This is a genomic window from Cryobacterium sp. TMT2-42-4, assembly GCF_004402645.1.
Lineage (GTDB): Bacteria > Actinomycetota > Actinomycetes > Actinomycetales > Microbacteriaceae > Cryobacterium > Cryobacterium sandaracinum.
Window position 1 is genome coordinate 35,306 of record NZ_SOFT01000025.1, and the last position, 14,374, is coordinate 49,679.

A 14,374-nucleotide genomic window follows, 5' to 3' on the forward strand; every position below is an offset into this window, starting at 1 on the left:
GGCGGGCCGCGATCAGACCAGCGCGGCGGTTTCGGCCACGTCGACGATCCACGCCTCCGGGTCGATCATGACCGACGAGCCGCTGCTAGTCCAGATGCGCCGCATCTTGAGGAGCATCTTCTCCGCCTCCCGGACGGAGCCCAATTCCAGGTCGACCATGACGAAGTTCGGATTAGTCACCGAGCGGAGGATCGTGTAGCGGATCACCCCGGATCCGCGGCGGTCGGCCGGGTCCAGGTCGAAGGCGCGTTTCCAGCGGTCATAGTCGGGCACGGGGTGTTGAATGCGCAGGACAGTCATGGAGCCTCCTCGGACAAGCGAATGCGCGACCGGCGGTACCTTCCAGCCTACGACCCCGCGGTCACCCTGTCAGGCCCCGGTTTGGTCGCGGTTCGAACGGTCCGCGAGCGGCGCGGCGTGCCGCTCACGGCTCAGCCTGCTCCGCAGCTGCCAAGGGTTGTCAGCGACTGGCGGCTCAGCGTCAACGTGCTCGACTGCAGCGTGAGTCGCGCTCGATCCGAGGTCACGTTCACTCCGGCAAGGGTGACCCCCTCGGGGAGGTACTGGGCCACGCAGATGCGGAGCGGTTCCTCCCCCAGAACACGAGACAGCAGGTTGCCGGCGTCGATGCTGCCGCCGCCTGAGGTGACGCTGGCACCGCTCGGCGTGAGCAGCAGTGCGTCGGCGTCCACGCTCGGCGTCGCCGAGGCGCGGTAGCCGATCGGGAAGCCGAGCACCTCCAGGCTGCCGCTGTAGCTGATCTCGTCCTGCCCGAGTTCGACGCCGGCATCGGGGACATTGCTCGGCAGAGACTGGCTCAGCAGGGTGTTGAGGGCGTCGGGTTCGAGGTCGATGATGCCGCGCACGTCGCCGACGGGCTGGGATTGGTCAAGCGGGACATCCGTCGCCACGACGTGCACGGATGCCTGCACGCCGTCCACGGTCAGGGTGCCTGATTCCAGGGCCACCCGGTCGAAGCTGCCGCCGAGGTACTGCGCGATGACCGACAGGCCTCCGATGGAGACGGCCACGTCCCCGGTCACGGTGTCGGGCAGGTTCGAGGCGATCTCCCGCTCGATCTGGCCCTCGGCGTAGCTGCGCAGTCCCCCGTCGACGAAGAAGAAGGCAGCGACGAGCCCGACCACGACCAGACCCGCGACGATGAACGCCCCGAGCCCGCGACGACGGGATTTCCTGGCGGACGCGTCCATGCCTACATGCGTTCCGGTGCGGAGACGCCGAGCAGGCCGAGGCCGTTGCGGATGACCTGGCCGGTGGCGTCGTTGAGCCAGAGCCGGGTGCGGTGCCGGTCGGTGATCGGTTCGTCGCCGAGCGGGATCACCCGGCAGCTGTCGTACCAGCGGTGGTAGTAGCCGGCAACCTCTTCGATGTAGCGGGCGATACGGTGGGGCTCGCGCAGTTCGGCGGCCTGCGCGACGACGCGCGGGTATTCCTGCAACACGCCGAGCAGGGCCGATTCGCTGTCGTGGGTGAGCAGCTCCGGGGCGAATGCGGTGCGTTCCACCCCCGCGGTGGCCGCGTTGCGGGCGACCGAGCAGGTACGGGCATGCGCATACTGCACGTAGAAGACCGGGTTCTCGTTGGTGCGCTTGCCGAGCAGGTCGAGGTCGATGTCGAGCTGGGTGTCGCTGCTGGAGCGCACCAGGGAGTAGCGGCCGGCGTCCACGCCGACGGCGTCGACGAGGTCGTCGAGGGTGACGATCGTTCCGGCGCGCTTACTCATCCGCACCGGTTCGCCATTGCGCAGCAGGTTGACCATCTGGCCGATCAGGATCTGCAGGTTCACGCCGGGCACGTCGCCGAACGCCTCGACCATGGCCATCATGCGGCCGACATAGCCATGGTGATCGGCGCCGAGCATGATCAGGTTCTGGTCGAAACCGCGCTCACGCTTGTCGAGGTAGTAGCCGAGGTCACCGGAGATGTAGGCCGGTTCGCCGTTGGAACGGATGATGACGCGGTCGCGGTCATCGCCGAACGTGGTCGTGCGCAGCCAGATGGCCCCGTCTTCTTCGAAGATGTGGCCCTGTTCGCGCAGCCGTTCGATGGCCCGGTTGACGGCGCCGGACTCGTGCAGGGAATCTTCGTGGAAGTACACGTCGAAATCCACGCCGAAGCCGTGCAGCTTCTCCTTGATCTCGGTGAACATCAAATCGACGCCGACGCTGCGGAAGACTTCCTGCTGCTCGTCGCGGGCCAGCACCGCGATGTCGCCTTCGTGGCTGGCCACGACCTGGTCGGCGATGTCTCCGATGTAGGCGCCGCCGTAACCGTCTTCGGGGGTGGGCTCGCCGAGGTAGCCGGCGAGCACGCTGCGGGCGAAGCGGTCGATCTGCGAGCCGTGGTCGTTGAAGTAGTACTCGCGGGTGACGTCGGCGCCCTCCGCCTGCAGCACCCGGGCCAGGCTGTCACCCACGGCCGCCCAGCGCACGCCGCCCATGTGGATGGGGCCGGTGGGGTTGGCGGACACGAACTCGAGGTTGATCTTGAGGCCGTCGTAGAGGTGCCCGGTGCCGTAAGCGGGGCCCGCATCGACGATGGTCTTGGCGAGGGCGCCGGCGGCGGCGGCCTCGAGACGGATGTTGATGAAGCCGGGTCCGGCGACGTCCACCGAGGCCACGTCGGGAAGCTGTTCCAGGCCGGCAGCCAGTTCGGCGGCCACCTCGCGCGGGTTGGAGCCTAGTGGCTTGGCAATCTTCATCGCGACGCTGGAGGCCCAATCACCGTGGTCGCGGTTTCTCGGACGCTCGAGGGTGACATCCGCCCCGGTCAGTTTGACGTCGGTCACGTCGATTCCGGCCTCGCGTCGACGCTCGCTCAACTGGAGGATGAGGTCGAACAGGGATTGGGAAAGCTCAGCGGGAGTCACGACAAGCAAGCTTACCGGCCCGGTCACAGACAACCCTCTTGGTAAGGTCAAGCGTGACTCACTCCCTCTCGCCCAGACTCCCGCGCGGACGGCTCCTGCGCACCACCCTTCTCCTTGCCACCGGCACGGTCGCCGTCGTGGCGCTGGCTGCCTGCGGTTCGGGTTCCACCCCGGACAGCAGCCCGTCGGCAGCGTCGCCATCAGCCACTCCCGGGTCGACGTCGAACGCGACGCAGACACCGGGGCCCACCGCGACGCCGACACCCACCCCCACGGCAGCAGGCACCCCGGTCACACTTACCTGCGACCAGGTGCTCACCCTCGACGACGTCTACGCCTTCAACCCGAGCTACGGCACGGCCCCCGGTTTCGAGCCGACCATCGCCGCGGGTCAGATGGCGGCAGAGTACCAGGGGCTGAATTGCGGACTGCTCAATCAATCGAGCGACGGAACGATCGAGGTCTCGGTGACCCAGCCCAACGACGTGCTGCTGTCGCAGCTGAAGAACGAGGCCAGCAGCTCCAGCAAGATCGTTCCCACATATGGCACGCCGCCCGACGTCGAGGGCTATTTTTCGGCTGCCGGCGGGACTGGTGTGGCTCAGGTCTTCACCTCCACCTACTGGATCACGGTGGGCTCGAGCGAGTTCGTCGAGCCGGGCGACGCCGAGTCACTCGTTTCCGCGGCGATCGCGAACCTGCAGTAACACGCCCGGGCGGACCGCGCGGCGGAACCCACCTGAACCTGCCCGAACCTGCCGAATTCGGCACTACCGGTCGAGTTCGGGTGGTGTGCCGGGCGAGCTCGACCGCATCCGTCGAACTCGATGCGGAACATCGCCTGCCCGGATGCTGATAACCTAGTGTTTTCCCTGGCCCCCATAGCTCAGGGGATAGAGCACTGCCCTCCGGAGGCAGGGGCGGCAGTTCGAATCTGCCTGGGGGCACAACTGTCAGAGTCCGTGCGAACACTCGGGTCGCGGACTGATCGGTGACACGATCTGAAGGCTTTGCCGCGCCGTTTGCCCACACTGGCCCACAGCTGCTCTCCGACGAAGCTCGGCGTCGCTATGCCGTGGTCGCACCGGTCACCCGCACCACCGACAGGTCAGCGATAACCATTGAGCCCCACCGGGACGGGACCGCCGCCATCCGATGGGCACGCAGATCAGCTGCGGAGCGCGACGGGATCACGTGGACGTCGGTGCCCGCGGCGGCCGGTCGGGTCTGGTCGTCGGACCCCACCGCAACGACTCGAGACCGCGGTGCTCACAGACGATGGCCGGGGAAGGGCTGCCACCAAGACCTTCCCCCGTTCGAATCCGGAGGCAGCGAGGTTGCTGCGCCCCGGCCCCTCGGGAATCGCGTGCAACGCGGAGAACACCGCTACCGCCTCTGCAGCTCCGGGCCCGGTGGTAGACCGATTTGACGCAGATTCTGGTCTGAAAACACATATTTGGGTTTCCTGGGACAGTTTCGAGCAGAATCTCCAGCGAATTCGTTCGGGAGAGAGTCGCAGCTCAACCTGTGACGAGGAGACACGGGAGTCACGAGAGTCACGAGAGTCACGGAACGCTCGCTCAGGAACCACGGACCGCTCCCTCAGAAGTCGCGGAACCCACGCTTATCCCGCGTCGCGGGCGAGCCCGTCGAGACCACCGCTACAGCGCTGCCCGCTTGCTCGGCAGTGCGATCAGCGTCTGCTTCGGGTCGACCTCGACCGGTGGCCTAAGCCAGTACTGCGTTCCGGTGCGGCTGATCGTCCAGTGCTGGTTGTGCAGCAGCAGGTGGTGGGGGTGGCAGAGGAGTACCCCGTCGGCGAGGTCGGTGTCGCCGTTGTCTTGCAACCATTCGTTGATGTGGTGGGCTTCTGCCCACGCCGGTGGCCTGTCGCAGTCGACCCAGAGGCATCCGCCGTCACGTACTCCCATTGCGGCGCGCTGGTGCTCGGTGAAGAGTCGTTCGTCGCGGCCGACGTTGATGATCTGGCCGTTGTCGTCGAATGTGATGCCGCGGGTGCCGGTGTCGCAGAGCAACCGGTCGATGGTCTCCTGCGAGATGGGGACCGGGTTGCCCTCGATCTGCCCGTGAGCGGCGGGTTCGGTGGCACCCGGCTCGCCGGTCTCGGCTGTGAGCGCCTTTTCGGTCACGATGACCCGCACCGAGGGGCGGCGGCCGCCGAAGACCCGGCCGGGGTCGGCCTCGCCGGCGATCTTCAGCAGCTGCACGAGGGAGTCTGCGTTGATCTGTTCGGTCGTGCGGGGGTCGTCTTGCATCTTCTGTGCCCAGGCGGCGCGGTCCGGGTCGACGAAGCGCACTCCACCGCGGCGGGGGCTGGTGATGGAGTCGAAGGTGGAGAGCACGAACTCGCCGTCTTCGGGCGCGAAGAGCCCGTTCAGGCGCACGTTGCCATTGGCGAGCCGGTAGACCCGCAGGTAGCGGTCGTCGTGGGCCTGCTTCTCGCGGGCGGCGATGCCCGCCTCGTCGAGCCAGTCGCGCATCCGGCGGGCCCGTTTGAAGACCTCGTCGGCATTCAACGCTGACACCTCCGCCAGGAGCGCTTCCAGCGCCACCGCGAGCTTCTCGGCGGTGACCGAGGTATCGATTTGGCCGAGCCCGGCGCGAATCGACTCGGCCGCGTCGACGGAGAGGGTGCCGGCGGTGACGGCCCGGGCGATCGGTGCCTGCCAGGGCACCTTCGCCTCGACCTCGGCGACCTCGGCGGCATCCGCGTCGGGCGTCGAGAGCGCCGCCTCGACCAGCCTGTCGGCCGCCTCGGCATCGGCCATCATCGTGCCGACCGCGACCAGCTTGTACGCGTCGCCCTTCGACGAGCCGGTCGAGTTCTGGATCAGGGCCTCCGGGGAGAGATACCCCTGCCGCGCCGCCAAACCCGAGTGCCCGAGCTCCGGCCGGGAACGCTCGNGCTCCGGCCGGGAACGCTCGGCGATGGTCGCCGCCATCCAGGCGGCATAGGTCTCGACGAGACGACGGATCGCAGCGATTCGCTTCTGGCCGGCCAACACCTCGGCATCGGGCAGGGCCGAAAGGTCGGCACTCGAGGAACCCAGCCGGGCCACGGCATCGGCCGCCTGCCTGAGGTCATCCGCGAGATTGATCATGTTACGAGGATACCTCATTGCGAACACAGAGTCGAGAGTTTGGCAGTATTTGACGACTCAATGCACTGTAAGTTTAGAAGGTTTGTTCACAAATTCAGGGAGTGCCTCACCGGGTCTCGCCCAGCGCGACCACCGGGTCGGGAGCCCTCTGAGGCTGGGCGGCCGCACCATTGCTCCCGGGATCAGTCGGGCCTACCATCCGTCGCAGCCCCGCTTCGGCGCCGCCCTGTCACTCATGATCAATTCGACGGGTTCCGTGACCGTGCGTTCGAAGCCGCTCCTGACAGTGACGGATCTCGACGACGCCGCCAAGAAGACGCCGGCGTATCGGGCTCCCGGCCACTAGGTCTGCAGCGGCGTTCTCCCGTTCTCGCGGCGCATCCCTGGGCACGCGGATGCGGTGACGCCCCGAGCCGGATGGCTACCGGCTGACACCTACTCCGCCCAGTTGCCCGAAACGACGACGACCAGTTTGCAGCGTGGACATCGGTGACAGGACTCGAGCCCCTGAGCGGTGTCCACACCGTCGGGGGTCATTTCGGCCCCGCACGCCGGACACACCGGGCCGTCACCGTCGAAAGCGAACTCTTCCATAACCCCAGTCTGCGGCGTCCGTGCGGGCCGGTGCCGCGGCAACCGTCTCGCGCGCATCGTGCGCCGTTGCGCGCGTGGCACGCAAGGCGCGCAGCGGCGCAGCTCCGGCGCAGTTCCGGCGCGACGCCGACTGGCGGCGACGCGGACAGGAATCGGCACGCGAAGCGGAAAGGGGAACGAACGGGCACTGTGCCATGCTGGCCGAATCGACGATCGGGGGCTCTCAGTGGTGCGTGACCACGGCTCCGAGGACGCGTACTCGCTGGCCCAGCGCGATCCGGCCTACCTCGCGGCGGTTCGGGTCGCTTACTCGGGAGAGAAGAACGTGCTCAACGCCCTGTGGTGGGCGACTCACCCCTCCGAGGCGGCACCGGATGGCTCACCGTCCCCGGCAAACCAGCTGCGCGACCTCCAGAAGCGCGTCTTCTCGGCGAACGGCGACTCCGTCGGCGATCCGAGGGCCACCGCCGCACTGCGGGAGCTGCAGGCCACGGTGGCCGCCGACCGCGCCGCGATCGCCGCCGCGATCCGTGCGGCCGAATTCGAGGTCGACACCCAGCCGCCCCGCTCCCCCGGTGAGTCGACGGCACCGAGGGAGACGGGTCCCCGAACGATGCACGAGGGGACGAACGAGGGTTCGCTCCAACCGTTTTTCGAGGAGGTACTCGACGAGACTGCGCTGCCCGCCGGGGGACGCGACCGCAACTCCCTCCTGATTCTCGGCATCCTTGTCGCACTGGGTGTCGGTTTCGTCGTCGGCACTCAAACGAATGCCTCACTCGTCACCGCATCGCCTTCCGCGGATCCCGTGAACGCGGAGGACACCTGCGGCCAGGTGAGTGACGTTGTGACACTGATGCACAATGCGTACGGTTCGCTGCTCGCAGAGCCCTCAACCCAGCAGGAGTTCGAGGGAGCCGCACGGCTCGTTGCGCGGCTGAGCGCCCGCGTGGACACCGTGCCCGGCTCCGCGGTGGCGGACCAGGTGGAGGCCCTGAAGGGCCTGCTGCCGTCGTCGGCCAGCGAGCAAATCGATCCGCTGTCGACAGAGTGGGGGCAGGCTCTCGCCCGTGTCAGCGCGGCCTGCAGCGCTGCCGGGTTCGACATCAGCGTGGACGCCTGGATTGGCGGCTGACGGTACCGGCCCGGTCGGGAGCGCGCTTTCTCGGATGCATGGACCTGCGGTTTGATGCCCTGGACTTTCCGTCGTGGGCGCCCGCGCCGCAGATCAGGCGGTGCGCCCCACGCCCGCCAGAATCGCGGCGCCGAGCTCGGCCGGCCTGGTGAACTGGAGCCAGTGCCCGGCGGGCAGGTCCACGTACTCGCCGAAGTGCAGGCGGGCCAGCTCCGCCACTAACGGATACCCGGTGGCGATCCACTCGGTGAGCAGCGCGAACGGGATCTCGCAGGAGCGGTGCGGAGGCATGGGCTGCCGCGGGACATCCGGTGTGCCCGCGGCACCAACCTCGGAGATTTTCGCGCCACGCCGCACAGACTGGCTGGGGTGACCCAGTGTTTCCCGAAAAATCTCCGAGATAACGGCCAGCACGGCCTAGCGCGCACCGCCGCCGACATCACCGGCCGGGCAGGCCACGGATGCGTTCACGACGAGACCGACGACCGTCACGACGGCCCCGACGAAGACGATCCCGACCCTCGACCGTGGCGCTACCGGCATTCCCCGGCCGCACTTCGGCGGCCCTCCGAGTCAGGCAGAATGATCGCATGCCAAACAACGAGTGACCGCTGCGCTCTGTGAGCCAGGACCCGGACGCACCTGCGCTGCCGCGCGGCGCCTGGCCCGGCACCCTCGCCCCGATCGCGCAGCTCCTGGACAGCGGCCTCGAGCTGGGCCCGTTGACCGTCTTCGTCGGCGAGAACGGCGTCGGCAAGTCGACCCTCGTCGAGGCCATCGCGGGCGCCTACGGGATGGGCCCGGAAGGCGGATCGACCGGGTCCCGGCACACCACCCGTCGGAGCGAATCCACCCTCACCGACCACCTGCGGCTGACCCGGGGCTCGGCGCCGGCCGCGGCGGCAGCGAGCCGGTGTTCCACGAGCGCTCGCACGGCGAATCCTTCCTCCACCTCGTCACGGCACGGTCCCGCTACCCGGGCTTGTGGATCCGCGACGAGCCGGCGTCTGCCCTCTCCTTCACCGGTTCTCTCGCCCTGATCCGCGGCCTGCAGGACATCCTGAACGCGGGCGGAGCCCGGGTCATCCTCTCGACGCACTCCCCGATCCTGGCGTCGCTCCCGGGCGCCGCCATTTACGAGGTCGGGCCCTGGGGTTACCGCCCGTGCGCCTGGGAAGATCTTGACCTGGTGCGCGACTGGCGCTCCTTCCTGGCGGCCCCGGAGCGCTACCTGCGGCACCTGATCTGACCCGGGGCAACCGACGGCCACCGGCCGCGACCGGCACCCGCTCTCACCATCGGCCGGGCCTCAGTTCTGCAGGAACGTGGTGACGTACGCCACCGTGTCGGCCGGGCTGACCCCCAGCTCCCGCAGCCGTTCGACATAGGTCTTTGCCGCGCCGAGCGCCTGCTGTTCGACCGAGTCCGGTGCGGCCTTGACGAAGGAACCGGCCCTGCCGCGGGTCTCGATGAACCCCCCAGCCTCGAGTTCCTTGTAGGCGCGCGCCACGGTGTTCGGCGCGAGCACCAGGTCAGCGGCGAGCCTGCGCACCGTGGGCAGGCGTGTTCCCGCGACCATGGCCCCGCTCCGGATGTGCGCAATGACCTGCACGCGCAGCTGGTCGAACGGCGGTGTCGCCGAGCGCGGGTCGATGCCGAGGATCACTGCGGGCCGACCGGGCGCGAACCGGCATCCGTGTGGAGGGTTCGCCGAAAGTGACGCCGTGACGAGGTGAGAACGGATGCGGCGGCACCCGCGCCCAGCACGGCCAGCCCGAACAGGTTGAACGCCTCCACGGAGGCTACGCCGCCACCGATTCCCGGTCGCACCGCCATCGCGATCTCCTGAACGCCGAAGAAGACACCAAAAGCACCGAGGAAGAACGCGGCGGCGACCAGATCCCGGATCGCGGCCGAGCGCATCGCATCGTCCCAGGCCAGCTCCTGCTCCGACGCCATGGTCTGGGGACGCGCGACGACGATGCGACCGCCGATTTCGAAGGCCGCGAGCGCCGCAACGGCCAGCCCGGCCACGACGACCGCCACGCTGAAGGACTGCGGGAAGACGGAGAGCTGCAGCGTCCAAAAAACAGGCAGCACTACCAGCACACCGACGACCGCCAGGTTGAGGAATACGGTGCCACGAACGCCGACGCGTTCCCACCGCGGAACGTAATCGGCCAAGCGGGTGCGCCGCCCATGGGCAACCCGCTCACCCTCACCGGTCCTCGCCACCTCGCCGGCCACGGCTGCGATCGCGCCACCCAGCACCCCGACGATCACGAAACCGCCAAGCAGGAACACGGTGGCCGGACCACTGCGGTCCGCCCCGATGAAGTACACGAGGAAAATCGAGACGATCACGCCGAGGAAGCCGCCGCCGGAGAAGCCCCGTACTCTCCGCACCTGGGCCGCCAAGACCATCGGATGCGAGGCGTGCGGAAGGCCGAGCCCGGCGACCGTTGACGCGTGGGCGACGAGCCGACGCTGCACGGCGGGAACGTGGGTCAAGACCCACAGCAGCACGCACGATCCCACGAGCAGACCGGCTGCCGTCCACGTGGACACGGCGACGTGGAAGATCATGTTGGACCAGACGTCACCGAGCATCAGATCCCCCCTTTGTGTTCTAAGTTTTGTATTATCTTATCAATACAAGTATGAATACACAACAGGGATCCCGGCGTGCTGCTGTTCTATCGCCGCGCCATATGAGCTCGGAGCTCGACCTCCGGAGCTGGGGTGATTCCCCGTTGACGTCCACGGTCACCTCGCGGATCGTGCCGGTGAACCAGAACGGTCTCGTGTACGCCGGCGTCACCGGGGAGTCCGGGTCGGCATTCCCTTGCCCGCCTTCAGGTCGGGCGGTCCGGTCGGCAGGATGTCAGGGCAGGAGACGGTACAGAGTTCGCCCACGACGGAATCGTGCGCGTGATCCGTCGCCGTCGTTGACATCGAACGAGCAACCCGCGGCCGGGCACGCACCGCCCGGCTCGGCTCGGTTCAGCGGGCCAGCATGTCCGGCAGCAGCAGCGGCGAGAAGATCATGACGAAAGCCAGCACATTCAGGGCCACCGTGCCCCAGAACGCCTGCCGAAAACCGGCCTTCTTGGTTTTGTGCCGCAGCACCTGCTGCGCCACGATCGCGCCCGGCCAGCCGCCGGCGAATCCGAGCAGCAGCAGGGTGTTCTCCGGCACCCGCCAGCGCGCGGCGACCGCGGCGGACTTGTCCATGGCGTAGGCGACGAAGCAGACGAGGCTGACGGCCAAATAGAACGCAGCCACCCAGATCGAGACCGGTCGGTAGGCGTCGACGACGAGATAGATCGACGTGAAGGCGACGATGGCGAGGTAGGCGCCGGCTCCCGAACCGGTGCGGGCGGGCATCCGTCGCCGCGTGCCGGTCTGCCTCGTTCGTGAGCTCTGCCGCCTGGGCCTGGTCTGCCTCATCTGTGTCTCCTCGCGGCAGCGGCTCAGTCGAGGAAGTCGCGAACGACGGTGTCGAGGGCCGCGACCGTCAACGCGATCGAGCCGATGTCGATGCGCTCGTCGTTGCCGTGGAACAGCTGCCGGAAGGTGCCGTAGTCCCAGTGCCGGCTGAGCAGGGCGAAACCGTAGGCAGGGACGCCGCGGCGGCGGTAGAACCGCGCATCGGAGCCGCCGACGCTGAGCACCGGGAGCAGGTCGGCATCGGGGTAGGCCCGGCGCACGGCCCGGCCGAGCGAGTGGAACAGCGGCGTGTCGACCGCGGACCGGGTCGCCGCGGCGAATTCGTCGCCCTCGATCGTGACGTCGTCGGCCAGGTCGCCGAGCGCCTCCCGCAGGTAGGCGTCGACGTCGGCGGCTGACAGGTCGGGCAGCACCCGGATATCGAGGGTGATCGTGGCGAGCGCGGGGATGACGTTGTCCTTCACCCCTGCCGTCACGATGTTGGGCGAGATGGTGGTGTGGGTGGATGCGTGCGCGAACCCGGCCAGGCTGCCGAGCTCGTTCAGGGCGCCATCGATCCGGTGCGGGTCGAGCAGGCGCGCGGCAAGGTCGGGTTCCAGTTCGAGGGCCTGCACATATCGGCGCCAGTCGGCGGTGATCTGCACCGGGGCGCGGTAGCGGGCCAGGCGCCCCACGGCATCCGCCGCGATCACCGCGGCGTTGCGCGCGCCCCACGGGGCCGACCCATGGCCGGGGGTGCCGCGCACGGAAAGCCGCCGACCGGCGATACCTTTTTCGCCGACGGCCGTCGAGATCAGCGGCCGCGGCCCGACCATGGCCCCGCCGGATTCGGTGAGCACGGCGTCCGCGTCGATCAGATCGAGCCGGTGCTCGGTGAGCCATTCCACGCCGAAGTGGCTGCCGTCTTCCTCGTCGGCAACCGCGGCGAAGATGAGGTCGCCGCGCGGCCGGAACGGTCCGGTCGCAATGGCCCGGGTGACGACCGCGTAACTGGCGGTCAGGTAGAGCATGTCGAGGGCGCCGCGTCCCCAGATCTCGCCGTCGATGATCTCGGCGCCGAAGGGGTCGCGGCTCCAGCCGCCGTCGTCGACCGGCACCACGTCGAGGTGGCCGACCAGGGCGAGCGTGGGCGCCGTGGGATCGGTGCCCCGGATGCGAGCGATCAGTGAGGCGCGGCCCGGATGCGGTTCGACCACCTCGAGGTCGAGTCCCGACCCGGCGAAGAACCCCTCGAGCGTACGCACGCTGCGAATCTCGCCGCCCGAATCGGGAGTGCCGTCGTTGACGCAGGCGTTGCGGATGAGGTCGCGCAGCAGGTCTACCGTCTGGCGGGTCAGGGCTTCATGGTCGCTCATGCGCACGCTGGACGGAGATGGTGCGCGACAATCGATTCCATGGTGGCGGCCAGTCCTTTTGTAAAGTGCCTGAACTCTACCGGGTGAGATCGGCCGCGGCGCACGCCTGGGCGGCGGCCGCCCGGGAAACCGCGTAGCGGATGTGCACCCGGAGCGGTGAACCGACGGGAATCTTCGGATGCTGGAACTCGGCGGTCGCGGTCATCCCGAGTCGTTCCATCACGGCCCGCGACGGTTCGTTGATGACCGCCGTGATCGCCTGCACCTGTTCGAGCTCGAGCCGCCCAAAAGCGAAATCGAGGGCCGCACGGGCGGCTTCGGTGGCGTAGCCCTGGCCCCAGAAGGAGCGGGCCAGCCGCCAGCCGACCTCGAGCCCGCCGGGTCCGGGGATGAACGCGGGCACGGGAGCGAGCCCGGTGAAGCCGATGAAGTCACCCGTCGACCGTTTCTCGAGCGCCCAGAGCCCGTAGCCGTGCGTCTCGAAGAGCCGGTCGGCCCGGCCGGCGAGCGCGTCGCTCTGGGCCCGGGTCAGCCGAGACGGGAAGTACCGCATCACCTCCGGGTCCTCCCCCATCGCGGCGAACGGCGCCAGGTCTGACTCCCGCCAGCGGCGCAGCAGGAGGCGGGCGGTGCGGGTCTCGAGCGGCATCCGTCCAGACTAGTGACCCGGACCCCCGCGGGTGGTCAGGGAATCCAGTTGAACTCGTCCGGGTCGGGGCCGGTGCGCTCGTTGCGGTTCAACGCCGTGATCGCAGCCAGGTCGTCGGCAGTCAATTCGAAGTCGAAGAGCGCGAAGTTCTCCTCGACCCGACTGCGGGTGACGGACTTCGGGAACACGATGTCGCCACGCTGCAGGTGCCAGCGCAGGGTGACCTGAGCGGCAGAGCGGCCCAGGCGGCCGGCAATGGCCGTGATCACCGGGTCACCGAGCACCCTGCCCTGCGCGATGGGCGACCACGCCTCGGTCACGATGCCGTGCTGTGTGTTGAACGCGCGCACGTTGTCCTGGGTCAGGTACGGGTGCACCTCGATCTGGTTGACGGCCGGCACTGTGCCGGTCTCGTCGAGGAGGCGCCGCAGGTGCTGCGGCTGGAAGTTGGAGACGCCGATGGTCTTCACCCGCCCGGAGGCGTGCATCTCCTCCAACGCCTTCCAGGTCTCGACGAAGTCGCCGACGGCCGGCAGCGGCCAGTGGATCAGGAAGAGGTCGAGGTAGTCGAAGCCGAGGGTCTCGAGCGTCTGCTCGAAGGCGGCGAGGGCATCAGATCGGGAGTGGAAGCCGTTGTTGAGCTTGCTCGTGACGAACACGTCGGCCCGATCCAGGCCGGATTCGCGCACGGCCTCGCCGACGCCCTGCTCGTTGCCGTACATCTCGGCGGTGTCGATGTGGCGGTAGCCCACCTCGAGGGCGGCGAGCGTCGACCGCCTGGTGTCGGCCGGCTCAATTTGGTACACGCCGAACCCGAGCTGCGGGATCGTCTCTCCGTTGTTGAGGGTGATGCGGGGAACGGATGTCGTCGGTGCTGCGGTCATGTCGTAGAGCTCCTTTTGTCGACGAGGCGCACGGAGAAGACTGCGCGCCCCACCTTGACCTCAACGGCGCACGGTGACGCGAATTCCCCTTCAAGGCCGATCGACAGGCTCGAGACCCGGCGGGCGCCGGCGAGGTGCTCGACGACCTCGACCTGACCGTCGGGGCAACGTCGATGATCTGCAGCCCGCGGCAGATGCCCAGCCGGCCGGCCGTGACAGTGGGCAACCGTGATACTCCTGCCTGGGCGGTGGACGGGCCTGCGTCGCCGTCCTATGCTCGATCTGGGAACGCCGG

At 68.4% G+C, this 14,374-nt stretch carries 16 protein-coding genes, 1 tRNA gene and 1 pseudogene; 6 read left to right on the plus strand and 12 right to left on the minus strand.

Going from position 1 to position 14,374, the window contains the following annotated elements; translation table 11 throughout:
- Nucleotides 1-12: 12 nt before the first annotated feature.
- From E3O18_RS08740 to argS, 3 genes are all read right to left on the minus strand, one after another.
- On the minus strand, nucleotides 13-300 hold the full coding sequence (locus tag E3O18_RS08740) for a hypothetical protein (RefSeq protein WP_134395754.1): 288 nt from the start codon (nucleotides 298-300) through the stop codon (nucleotides 13-15).
- A gap of 131 nt (nucleotides 301-431) precedes the next feature.
- Nucleotides 432-1,211 carry a DUF2993 domain-containing protein gene (locus E3O18_RS08745; protein WP_134395756.1) on the minus strand — a complete coding sequence of 260 codons (780 nt, stop codon included), beginning with the start codon at nucleotides 1,209-1,211 and terminating at the stop codon, nucleotides 432-434.
- A 2-nt stretch (nucleotides 1,212-1,213) separates the two neighbouring features.
- Complete coding sequence (argS, locus tag E3O18_RS08750; protein ID WP_134395757.1) at nucleotides 1,214-2,890, minus strand: arginine--tRNA ligase; 1,677 nt, start codon at nucleotides 2,888-2,890, stop codon at nucleotides 1,214-1,216.
- A gap of 53 nt (nucleotides 2,891-2,943) precedes the next feature.
- On the opposite strand from argS, the gene E3O18_RS08755 reads away from it, so the two are divergent.
- Both E3O18_RS08755 and E3O18_RS08760 read left to right on the plus strand, forming a co-directional pair.
- On the plus strand, nucleotides 2,944-3,597 hold the full coding sequence (locus E3O18_RS08755) for an iron ABC transporter ATP-binding protein (RefSeq protein ID WP_134395759.1): 654 nt from the start codon (nucleotides 2,944-2,946) through the stop codon (nucleotides 3,595-3,597).
- Nucleotides 3,598-3,765: 168 nt separating this feature from the next.
- Nucleotides 3,766-3,837, plus strand: a tRNA-Arg gene (locus E3O18_RS08760).
- 714 nt (nucleotides 3,838-4,551) lie between these two features.
- Here the strand turns inward: E3O18_RS08760 and E3O18_RS08765 are convergent.
- The gene (locus E3O18_RS08765; protein WP_166784909.1) at nucleotides 4,552-6,012 is read right to left on the minus strand and encodes a DUF222 domain-containing protein; all 1,461 of its coding nucleotides are present in this window, start codon (nucleotides 6,010-6,012) and stop codon (nucleotides 4,552-4,554) included.
- Between the two features lie 82 nt (nucleotides 6,013-6,094).
- Between E3O18_RS08765 and E3O18_RS16580 the strand changes: the two genes are divergently transcribed.
- Both E3O18_RS16580 and E3O18_RS08775 read left to right on the plus strand, forming a co-directional pair.
- On the plus strand, nucleotides 6,095-6,358 hold the full coding sequence (locus E3O18_RS16580) for a hypothetical protein (protein WP_241976526.1): 264 nt from the start codon (nucleotides 6,095-6,097) through the stop codon (nucleotides 6,356-6,358).
- Nucleotides 6,359-6,832: 474 nt separating this feature from the next.
- The gene (locus tag E3O18_RS08775) at nucleotides 6,833-7,741 is read left to right on the plus strand and encodes a hypothetical protein (RefSeq protein WP_134417922.1); all 909 of its coding nucleotides are present in this window, start codon (nucleotides 6,833-6,835) and stop codon (nucleotides 7,739-7,741) included.
- Nucleotides 7,742-7,834: 93 nt separating this feature from the next.
- On the opposite strand, the gene E3O18_RS08780 is transcribed toward E3O18_RS08775, so the two are convergent.
- Both E3O18_RS08780 and E3O18_RS16790 read right to left on the minus strand, forming a co-directional pair.
- A complete protein-coding gene (locus tag E3O18_RS08780) occupies nucleotides 7,835-8,032 on the minus strand; it encodes a hypothetical protein (protein ID WP_134417923.1) in 198 nt (65 codons plus the stop codon).
- Nucleotides 8,033-8,158: 126 nt separating this feature from the next.
- On the minus strand, nucleotides 8,159-8,284 hold the full coding sequence (locus E3O18_RS16790; RefSeq protein ID WP_277870890.1) for a hypothetical protein: 126 nt from the start codon (nucleotides 8,282-8,284) through the stop codon (nucleotides 8,159-8,161).
- A gap of 77 nt (nucleotides 8,285-8,361) precedes the next feature.
- Between E3O18_RS16790 and E3O18_RS16855 the strand changes: the two are divergent.
- Nucleotides 8,362-8,526 (plus strand): annotated as a pseudogene (locus E3O18_RS16855) (AAA family ATPase); the annotation flags it as partial.
- Nucleotides 8,527-8,654: 128 nt separating this feature from the next.
- Nucleotides 8,655-8,990, plus strand: coding sequence for a hypothetical protein (locus tag E3O18_RS16860; protein WP_347232341.1), 336 nt, complete (start codon nucleotides 8,655-8,657; stop codon nucleotides 8,988-8,990).
- Nucleotides 8,991-9,050: 60 nt separating this feature from the next.
- Here the strand turns inward: E3O18_RS16860 and E3O18_RS08790 are convergent, their stop codons facing one another.
- From E3O18_RS08790 to E3O18_RS08815, 6 genes are all read right to left on the minus strand, one after another.
- A complete protein-coding gene (locus tag E3O18_RS08790; protein ID WP_134417924.1) occupies nucleotides 9,051-9,407 on the minus strand; it encodes a GntR family transcriptional regulator in 357 nt (118 codons plus the stop codon).
- Nucleotides 9,404-10,351 carry a hypothetical protein gene (locus E3O18_RS08795; protein WP_134395953.1) on the minus strand — a complete coding sequence of 316 codons (948 nt, stop codon included), beginning with the start codon at nucleotides 10,349-10,351 and terminating at the stop codon, nucleotides 9,404-9,406. The genes E3O18_RS08790 and E3O18_RS08795 overlap by 4 nt, the downstream gene beginning before the upstream one ends.
- 393 nt (nucleotides 10,352-10,744) lie before the next feature.
- Nucleotides 10,745-11,191 (minus strand): DUF1294 domain-containing protein, encoded by a 447-nt coding sequence (locus E3O18_RS08800; protein WP_134417925.1) that lies wholly within the window; start codon nucleotides 11,189-11,191, stop codon nucleotides 10,745-10,747.
- Nucleotides 11,192-11,214: 23 nt separating this feature from the next.
- A complete protein-coding gene (locus tag E3O18_RS08805) occupies nucleotides 11,215-12,546 on the minus strand; it encodes a M20/M25/M40 family metallo-hydrolase (RefSeq protein WP_134397374.1) in 1,332 nt (443 codons plus the stop codon).
- A gap of 76 nt (nucleotides 12,547-12,622) precedes the next feature.
- A complete protein-coding gene (locus tag E3O18_RS08810; RefSeq protein WP_134395956.1) occupies nucleotides 12,623-13,195 on the minus strand; it encodes a GNAT family N-acetyltransferase in 573 nt (190 codons plus the stop codon).
- A 35-nt stretch (nucleotides 13,196-13,230) separates the two neighbouring features.
- Nucleotides 13,231-14,079, minus strand: a complete 849-nt coding sequence (locus E3O18_RS08815) for an aldo/keto reductase (RefSeq protein WP_134395957.1) — start codon at nucleotides 14,077-14,079, stop codon at nucleotides 13,231-13,233.
- Between the last annotated feature and the right edge of the window lie 295 nt (nucleotides 14,080-14,374).

Coding starts and splice junctions, on each gene's coding strand:
- E3O18_RS08805 (WP_134397374.1), bottom strand. CDS start 12,546: ATGAGCGACCATGAAGCCCTGACCCGCCAGACGGTAGACCTGCTGCGC.
- E3O18_RS08745 (WP_134395756.1), bottom strand. CDS start 1,211: ATGGACGCGTCCGCCAGGAAATCCCGTCGTCGCGGGCTCGGGGCGTTC.
- E3O18_RS08780 (WP_134417923.1), bottom strand. CDS start 8,032: ATGCCTCCGCACCGCTCCTGCGAGATCCCGTTCGCGCTGCTCACCGAG.
- E3O18_RS08740 (WP_134395754.1), bottom strand. CDS start 300: ATGACTGTCCTGCGCATTCAACACCCCGTGCCCGACTATGACCGCTGG.
- E3O18_RS08815 (WP_134395957.1), bottom strand. CDS start 14,079: ATGACCGCAGCACCGACGACATCCGTTCCCCGCATCACCCTCAACAAC.
- E3O18_RS08800 (WP_134417925.1), bottom strand. CDS start 11,191: ATGAGGCAGACCAGGCCCAGGCGGCAGAGCTCACGAACGAGGCAGACC.
- E3O18_RS08810 (WP_134395956.1), bottom strand. CDS start 13,195: ATGCCGCTCGAGACCCGCACCGCCCGCCTCCTGCTGCGCCGCTGGCGG.
- E3O18_RS08795 (WP_134395953.1), bottom strand. CDS start 10,351: ATGCTCGGTGACGTCTGGTCCAACATGATCTTCCACGTCGCCGTGTCC.
- E3O18_RS16790 (WP_277870890.1), bottom strand. CDS start 8,284: ATGCCGGTAGCGCCACGGTCGAGGGTCGGGATCGTCTTCGTCGGGGCC.